The following is a 1,003-nucleotide window of genomic DNA, read 5'->3' on the forward strand; positions in this document are numbered from 1 at the left end:
CCTGCGGCAGTCTGGCAGGTGACAGGCCGTCTTTGGGCGGCTCCAGCATGGGCAGGGCGGTGCCTTTCGGGCCGGAATGGCGCGGCGCAAAAGGATTGTGGCGGTTTCAGCCACGTGTTTTGCTTTTGTCTATCCGGCTTCATTCTTCGTATCGCGCCACCGGCATTGCAGGGCGATGAAGGGGCGTTTCGGGGCTCATCCCTGCCCGGAAGAATGCCAATCCGGCGGGCGGTGCAGAGCTTTCGAGTGACCGGAAAGGCCGTCAGGCAGGCGGTGAAAGCGGTGGGCGATGAGGCCGTTCGTCTCCATGTCCCGCCATTCATCGGGGACCGGTCCCTTGCGTGTCGTTTGCCGCTTAAATCCCGCGCCGGGCCGTTCAACCCTGCGGCCGGAGAAATTTCCCCTGCGGCTGCGCCGCATTCCTCGCGCCCGCTTCGCTTCAAATTTCGCCGTCCGGCGGGTGCTCCGCTTCGCTGCGCCCTTTCAGGTGAACGTCCCGCCCTTGCGGTCTTTTCGCCGGCGACATCGCGAGGGACGGTCCCCGCGACGAACAGCAAAGGAAACTTCGAAATGGCTATCACCCTTGGCGCCTTCACCAAATCCGCAAACGGTTCCTTCACCGGCACCCTCAAGACCCTCAACGTCGCCGCCGGCCTCGTCATCGTCCCGGTGGACAAGATGAGCGAAAACGCCCCCGACCATCGCGTCTATGCCGGCAACGGCAACCAGTACGAGGTCGGCGCCGGCTGGAGCCAGGTCGCCAGGTCGAGCGGCGAGACCTACATCAACCTCAAGATCGGCGCGCCGGAATTCGGCCCCAACTGGGTGCGCGCCCGCCTCGTCAAGCTGGAACAGTCCGGCGAGGACGGAACCACCCATATCGCCCTGTGGGAGCCGCGCGAGCGCTGATCCGGTTCCTCTCAAAGCCCCGCCGGGTTCGCCCGGTGGGGTCTTTCCTCGTGGCTTCGCGCCTGCCGGGCCGCCGGAACCGATACGGCGATGC

The 1,003-nt window shown here is 65.5% G+C and carries 1 protein-coding gene; it reads left to right on the top strand.

The features are described from left to right. Positions 1 to 570: 570 nt before the first annotated feature. On the top strand, positions 571 to 909 hold the full coding sequence (locus tag E4M07_RS28980) for a DUF736 domain-containing protein (RefSeq protein ID WP_136661897.1): 339 nt from the start codon (positions 571 to 573) through the stop codon (positions 907 to 909). Positions 910 to 1,003: the final 94 nt, after the last annotated feature.

It is taken from the genome of Nitratireductor sp. XY-223 (genome assembly GCF_004959855.1).
Classification (GTDB): Bacteria; Pseudomonadota; Alphaproteobacteria; order Rhizobiales; family Rhizobiaceae; genus Hoeflea_A.

Coding starts and splice junctions, on each gene's coding strand:
- E4M07_RS28980 (WP_136661897.1), top strand. CDS start 571: ATGGCTATCACCCTTGGCGCCTTCACCAAATCCGCAAACGGTTCCTTC.